Here is a 437-nt window from a genome sequence, read left to right on the forward strand (position 1 = left end):
CGACCGGACCGAGCTGGAGCACCTCGGCCGCGAGCTCGACTCCACCACCGGGCTGATCGACGCGCTGCGCGCCCAGGACCACGAGCACGCCAACCGGCTGCACACCCTGCTGGGCCTGCTGGAGCTGGGGATGCACGAGGAGGCGACGGAGTTCGTCACGGAGGTGGTGGGCGTCCACCGGGCGACGGCGGAGCAGGTCACCGAGAAGGTACGGGACCCGCTGCTGGCCGCGCTGCTCGTCGGCAAGGCGACGGTGGCCGCCGAGCGCGGTGTCGCACTGCGGCTGGCGCCCGGCACGCTGCTGGCGGACCGGGTGGTGGACCCGCGCGGGCTGGTCACGGTGGTCGGCAACCTCGTCGACAACGCCACGGACGCGGCGGCCGGGTCGGCGGACGCCCGGATCGAGGTCGGGCTGCGGGCCGAGGGCCGTACGGTGG

General features: G+C 75.3%; 1 protein-coding gene. It reads left to right on the forward strand.

The annotated features are described in order from the left end of the window. On the forward strand, nt 1-437 hold a 437-nt coding region (locus RNB18_RS52340), incomplete at both ends, for a sensor histidine kinase (protein ID WP_311721096.1).

Source organism: Streptomyces doebereineriae, from assembly GCF_031845645.1.
GTDB lineage: Bacteria > Actinomycetota > Actinomycetes > Streptomycetales > Streptomycetaceae > Streptomyces > Streptomyces canus.